Here is a 6,119-nt window from a genome sequence, read left to right on the forward strand (position 1 = left end):
CACAAAAACACCCTTTCCCCCTTTCCTAATTGTAAGTTTAGGTAAACAGATTCCATGGTGTCTGAACAAAAGCTCTTGATGTATTTACAACTATATACTATAATTCAAAGGATTTTTGTCGAATTTTGACGCTAACTAGTTCAAATATTCCAATTTGATTGTATACGCCTACTTTACGCTTATTTTTTGTAGGTATTTAGATCTTTTCGGGAGAGACAAAATTTTAAAAATAATTCTTAAACCCTTTATTCTCAAAGGACAAGGTTATTTTAAAATTTCAGTAAGAATTAGTTTATTCTGAAAAATGAATAAATTAACCTAAATAGAGATCTTTTTTATTGCTTAATCACTCCATTTAATACCTTCTAGGTATATATACTTTTCATTATTAAATTAAAAAAGGGCATATATGAAAGGTTTCTTATGCGTTTTAATTATTTACAACGATTATTAAGAACCATTTTTTAATCATTACTTAATACCCAACACAAATTAATGTTTAACTATTTTTCTAAACAACTCTTTTTGCGTGAATAGTGCCTTTTAAACATTTCCACTATTTTGCAGAGAATCCGACATTTTAAAAAAACACAAAAAAGGAAGCAAATGGAGTTATTTGCTTCCTTACACATTATTCCTTCTAGGGATTTACAAGTGACCATATACGGACCTTCTTCCTCTTAGAAAAATGAAGAATAGGTGTATTGTTTTCTACAAAAATAGATTGATGAGATAACATTGTATTCAAATTAAAATTTGCTTCAGCTTTTTGCAATTGCCATGGCTCATGCAAAATGTCACACCGTTTGACTTCTTCACTTCCATTTACCGTGTATAGACAATAGCGTTCAGCCATCCATTCGTCAAATGAACCTTTTTGTGGATAATAAGGATCTGAAATTGGCTTATAGCTACAATTTAAAAGAGCTCCACTATCATCTAATCTTTTACTATCATAATTTACAAATTCCTCTTTATAACTGACATTCATATCAGCTACTACGTAAGGCAAATGATATAAGGTTCTTGCTCCACTCACCGCCAGTAAATTGGTGGTATCCATGCTTATGAAATACACACCTGGCTTACCATCTACTGAGACGTACGTTCTTACATTAAGTTCAGGAAAAGCTGATATTCCAGGAATCGGGGGTACTGCCTTCATCCTGCTTTTGGTAATTTGGAAAGGAACAATGCCAATCCATCCGACATCATCAAAAGAATCAATTGTTAAGGCCTCTGGGACTAAGCTTCGTAGTTTATCCATTTTAATCGGGTAGTGTGCAAATAAGAGATCGTTCCAAGTTTGTTGCATTACCCAGGGCAGGCTTGGAAGCGGCCACTGACGGTGACTGTCATCCCAACCACCTTCTTCTATTTTTGAGTGATATTTCATACTTTTATCACCTCATTAACATTTATTATTCTGTATAAGTACCCTGCTGAGTTTAAATTATTCGTGAGTTAGGGTATCGATTTATTTAATACCTAATTACTCCAATCAATATACTTATCTTGTTTAATTTTTAATATAAAAAAAGCCCCACTTCTTCAACAGTGGGGCCCGATTTTTTATATAAAATCGGATGAGAAAGACGAAGGGAGATCTTCTTCAGCTATCAACTGTTTCTCATACCAATATTATACCCATTATGAGCATTTTTATTTACTAGTAATTAATTACATTTAGTAATTAATATGGAATAAAAGGGTTTGAAATTACTTTATGTGTAATTATTATCCTTTGAATAACAAATACCTACCTATAATATTCCTCTTTTAACCAATAAAATAATATTTTTGTTTATCTTTAAAACTTTAGTCAAGTATTTTAACTTTCACCGATTGACGACCCCAGTTAATCGCATCATTATAAGAAGGCATGTAAACATCTATCTTATTTCCTTTTATTGCGCCTCCAATATCTCCAGCAATGGCTTCCCCATAACCTTCAACCCAAACTTTGGAACCAAGAGGTATGACAGTAGGATCTACTGCAACCACTTTTTGATTGGGGTTCGCATTTAAGTCGATCCCCGTTGAAGTAATTCCTGAACAGCCTTCACAGGAAGCAGTGTATGCAGTAGCGGTTACGGTTAATTCTTTTACATCCGTTGATGCTGCTGGTTTACTAGGGGTTGAGCTATTAGCTGAACTCTGAGATGCACTCACTTGTGGCTGCACCTTATCTCCACTAACGACTAGCTTATCACCGGGGTGTATTAAGTCATCTATAAGTTGGTTACTTGTCATTAGTTCGGTAACGCTCATCCCATACATAACCGCAACACCATAGATAGTGTCTCCCGAAACAACTGTATAAGTTCCTGTAGATTCCTCTACCTGTAATTGTTGTGATGGGTATATAATTGTTGAATCTAAATCGTTCCATACTTGTATATTTTCTACACTGACATTATTCTCTTGTGAAATTGACCAAAGAGTGTCACCTTTTTCTACCGTGTGAACACTTGATGCAGAAGCTTGTCCTGCTGTCCCTACTGATAGTGCCGCAATAGCAGTTAGTGCTACAATGTGTTTTTTCATAAAATGAATTTCCTCCTTTTCACTAACGACCCCTAGCTTAACATGTTAAGATGACAAAGGTATTTCAGGATAGTGTTAGGGAGATAATAAATTTATGACAGAAAAAAACTGCATGTTACAAATGACTACTCGCTGAAATCTTTCTAAAAATTTTAATTGTTCCTTCATATTCATTTGCTGTCGATGACATATTTCCCCTTTATTGCTTTTCTTTATCTAACACAAGAAAAGCGCAAGCGCCTGTCACTGCCCCGACAGGCAAATGCGGAAAAGCGAGGAGGCAGTTCCTCAGCCACCGCAAACGCTTTTGTTTGCGACGAGCTTGCGCAGGAGCAGCTTTTATCCATTTGACCCCGAGGGGCAAGGCGGTGGAGCTAGACATCAATTTATCCACAGGTTCAGTATTTTATAATTTCCTAAACAACAAAAAAACACCCTTACCATCTCTGGTAAGAGTGTCTATATATCTTGCTATAAAATTCTTATTAGGAAGCCGCCTTTGCCGTATCTTATATGAAAGTTTTAAACCACCACTCCTCAAATGTGGTGGAAAAAACTAAAAACCCTTTAGTAGGGCTTGATTTAATACTATGTTTTATAATCAAATATGGTCATTTAATATAGTTTTCTACCGATTTTAACACCAAAATAACACCAGTTAACATCAATTAAAAAAGTTTTATTTCAGGTGGAGCCACCCTTGGCTGTTAAGCTATTATATAACTCATTCTTTGATCAACATATAGAAAAAACCTATCTCTAAAATGAGATAGGAAAGATAGTAATCAAAAAATATTAGTATGTTTCAACTTAAAATGATCAAGTAAATTTACATAATGATAATTCTTATACTGATTAGGCAATGTACGTAAAGGATGGTTGATAGAAGCTAAAGCTTTACTAACTTTTATCTGTTCGTTATTAAAATTCTGATATTTTGATAAGGTTAATTCCAAAAGATCCATCAGATTCAACTTCTTATGAAACCTTTACCTCACATGCTAAGTAAGCATCTATATATTTCTTATGCTTTTCAACTTTCCTTGAATACCACGAAGAGATATGGTCTGGGGCAGATAATTGATGCATTTTTCTTAATTCTTTTCCTGCATCAATACCAATATTATATTGTTCTTGGTCCGAGTATTTTGAGATTTCATCCTCAGCATCTTTACCTTCTATGTATGATGTAATCATATACCCCCGATTTGCTACCTCACCAATTGAAATCGGTTGTGAACAAGTAACGTGATAATCCTGCATCCTTTCCATAATAGAGTATTCTGTCTTCCTTAATTCCAACTCTTCTAAATTAAATATCCGAAGCAATAGCTTTTTATTGCCATCGTGCATATGTATTACATATTTTTCATCAATGGAAAAACCCTTTTTAATTTCCATTACTTCTTTATAATTACTTATTAAAGGAATCTGTTTTATTAGTGCTTTACTCACACTCTCACCCCTGTTCTTAAATTTTAAATTCAACTCAATAATCCTAAACTTGTATATTTCTATGGAAAAACTACATTTCCTTCTTTCACTAAACTGCTGCTTTAGTTCAATAAGTTCTATAAATAGAGCGTCAATCCCTTTTAGATCAACGCCCAAACATGAATATCATTCTTTTAAATAACCTAATACTTTCCCTTCTATTTTAGATATATTTAAAGGACCAAAATGGATGCTGCTAGTCCCCCTTATCCAGTCGTCACTTAAAACGAAAACAGCATTTTTAGGGATTTTAATAGGGTCCAAATTCACTTTGAAATCTTTTTCAGTTAACATAGAACCCTCAGAAGGTGTGGTAAAATAAGTTTCCATATCCATACCTAATCTTGAGCTTTTACCGTAAAATGTTTCAAGTTTCTGATTATCAATAAACACCTGACCATCAATTATTTCTACGGTTTCTCCCGGAAGACCAACAATTCTGGATAAATAATACTCAGGAGGATCATATGATACACTATCTCCTGGATATTCGTAATAGATGATGTCCCCCCTTATTAAATCTTCTTCTTCATTCTTTTCTATTATTATGGGACGTTCCCCATCAATAGATAGAAAATCATGATTTCCTCGATCCATATTGTCATATCCATATTCTATGATAAATGTATTTTCATTCGGTTCAACAAATTCAATTGTAGGTTTCGTTATTTCATCTGTCATTACTTTTGCCTGCTTATTCGAAGCTGGGTCTGTAGTAATTGAAATAACAAAAACACAAGCGACAGTCATGGCAATCGCAAACAATAAACTTAAACTTAGTTTATTAATGATTATTCTCTTTTTTTGCTTTTTTCCTAACGAAGTAACTTCATTCAAAATTCTATCCTCTAAGGAAACTGTAAATCGAGGAGTATCTCCTACAAAATGATCTAATCTTTTTTTAATATTGTTCATCCTTGTTACACCCCCATTCAATTTCATTCAGGTTTCTTTTAAGAATCGTCTTTGCACGAGATAGTCTTGTTTTCACGGTATTCTCTGAGCAGTTGAGTATTTCACTTATCTCCATTATTTTTAATTCGTGATAATAATATAATAGAATAACTTCTCTATATTTTATGGACATCTCTAATATCTGCTGAACCAATTTATCATTTGTATCTTTTTGAATCATTAGATGCTCTGGAGAATTCTTAGTTGATACTGATCTGTTAGCAAACGGATTGGAGTAGAGATTTATTTTATTCTTCCAACTTCGTAAATAATCATGACACTTATTCACGGTTATCTTTGCTAAATATGTTCTAATCGAAGATCTACTTTCGAATTGGCCAGACTTTTCGTAATATGTGACGAAAACTTCCTGTACAATGTCTTCTGCAGTAGACCAGTTCTTAACATAATAAAAAGCTAAGCGAATTAAATATTCCCCATTATCCTTCATGACCTTTTTAAACTGAATGGATTCTGTCTCGTTATCCATATCAACACAATTCCCCTTTCCCAAATCACCCTATTGACGTATCTTTTTGAATAATGGTTTCAAAAAAATTAAAATAAAAAATCCAAGGGGTACCTGGATTTTTTATAATTATTAATATTGTTATTGAACTAAACTGCGACTTTAGTTCAATAAGAAAAAGAGTTTACCCCATCTTGATACAGATAGGTAAGCTTTTGAATTTATCACCAGCTTTTCCCCCTGTTCACACCGTACGTGCGACTTTCACCGCATACGGCGTTCCAACTAATCCAATTCTATTTCATCATCAACACGGTTAATGTCAAATGAACTTCCGTGTCTCAATTCTTCCGTTTTAATAAGTCGGTGCCATCCGTTGGAAGGTGAACCTCTATTAGTCTTACGAGAACCTTAATAATCGATAAAGATTTGTCTTGCATGATTCAATATATCTTTATTAGTCTAGTGGCTATCCCTTCACGTTCATTACACGCTTCGTCGGTACTATGCCACCACTTTCACTGATACAAAGGCAAGTTATACAACTACTAATATCATAATTATTTTCCTTGCCAACGTTTCGTTGGGAGTAAGCCCTCCACGTTATCAGCTTACAACGTTGAATTATATCTATTTTAGAATGAACTTAGGTGCT

At 33.8% G+C, this 6,119-nt stretch carries 6 protein-coding genes; 1 reads left to right on the forward strand and 5 read right to left on the reverse strand.

All coding sequences use genetic code 11. The features are described from left to right. Positions 1-640: 640 nt before the first annotated feature. Positions 641-1,396 carry a YqjF family protein gene (locus tag M3627_RS08250; RefSeq protein ID WP_169360177.1) on the reverse strand — a complete coding sequence of 252 codons (756 nt, stop codon included), beginning with the start codon at positions 1,394-1,396 and terminating at the stop codon, positions 641-643. A 422-nt stretch (positions 1,397-1,818) separates the two neighbouring features. Beyond that, positions 1,819-2,547: a LysM peptidoglycan-binding and 3D domain-containing protein gene (locus M3627_RS08255; protein ID WP_169360178.1), complete on the reverse strand. Its 729-nt coding sequence runs from the start codon at positions 2,545-2,547 to the stop codon at positions 1,819-1,821. A gap of 262 nt (positions 2,548-2,809) precedes the next feature. Between M3627_RS08255 and M3627_RS08260 the strand changes: the two genes are divergently transcribed. After that, the gene (locus M3627_RS08260) at positions 2,810-2,959 is read left to right on the forward strand and encodes a hypothetical protein (protein ID WP_251553606.1); all 150 of its coding nucleotides are present in this window, start codon (positions 2,810-2,812) and stop codon (positions 2,957-2,959) included. Positions 2,960-3,525: 566 nt separating this feature from the next. On the opposite strand, the gene M3627_RS08265 is transcribed toward M3627_RS08260, so the two are convergent. From M3627_RS08265 to M3627_RS08275, 3 genes are read right to left on the reverse strand one after another with little or no spacing between them, the layout of a single operon-like run. Next, positions 3,526-4,158 (reverse strand): phosphotransferase, encoded by a 633-nt coding sequence (locus M3627_RS08265; RefSeq protein ID WP_251553608.1) that lies wholly within the window; start codon positions 4,156-4,158, stop codon positions 3,526-3,528. A 9-nt stretch (positions 4,159-4,167) separates the two neighbouring features. After that, a complete protein-coding gene (gene lepB / locus M3627_RS08270; protein WP_251553610.1) occupies positions 4,168-4,956 on the reverse strand; it encodes a signal peptidase I in 789 nt (262 codons plus the stop codon). Continuing rightward, on the reverse strand, positions 4,943-5,485 hold the full coding sequence (locus M3627_RS08275; RefSeq protein ID WP_251553612.1) for a sigma-70 family RNA polymerase sigma factor: 543 nt from the start codon (positions 5,483-5,485) through the stop codon (positions 4,943-4,945). Before M3627_RS08275 ends, lepB begins: the two co-directional genes overlap by 14 nt. Between the last annotated feature and the right edge of the window lie 634 nt (positions 5,486-6,119).

Origin of the sequence: Psychrobacillus sp. MER TA 171 (assembly GCF_023713305.1) — a bacterium.
Lineage (GTDB): Bacteria > Bacillota > Bacilli > Bacillales_A > Planococcaceae > Psychrobacillus.

What these genes read in the sequence shown, in the direction of transcription:
- M3627_RS08275 (WP_251553612.1), bottom strand. Translation starts at nt 5,485, where the DNA reads ATGGATAACGAGACAGAATCCATTCAGTTTAAAAAGGTCATGAAGGAT.
- lepB (WP_251553610.1), bottom strand. Translation starts at nt 4,956, where the DNA reads ATGAACAATATTAAAAAAAGATTAGATCATTTTGTAGGAGATACTCCT.
- M3627_RS08255 (WP_169360178.1), bottom strand. Translation starts at nt 2,547, where the DNA reads ATGAAAAAACACATTGTAGCACTAACTGCTATTGCGGCACTATCAGTA.
- M3627_RS08260 (WP_251553606.1), top strand. Translation starts at nt 2,810, where the DNA reads ATGCGGAAAAGCGAGGAGGCAGTTCCTCAGCCACCGCAAACGCTTTTG.
- M3627_RS08250 (WP_169360177.1), bottom strand. Translation starts at nt 1,396, where the DNA reads ATGAAATATCACTCAAAAATAGAAGAAGGTGGTTGGGATGACAGTCAC.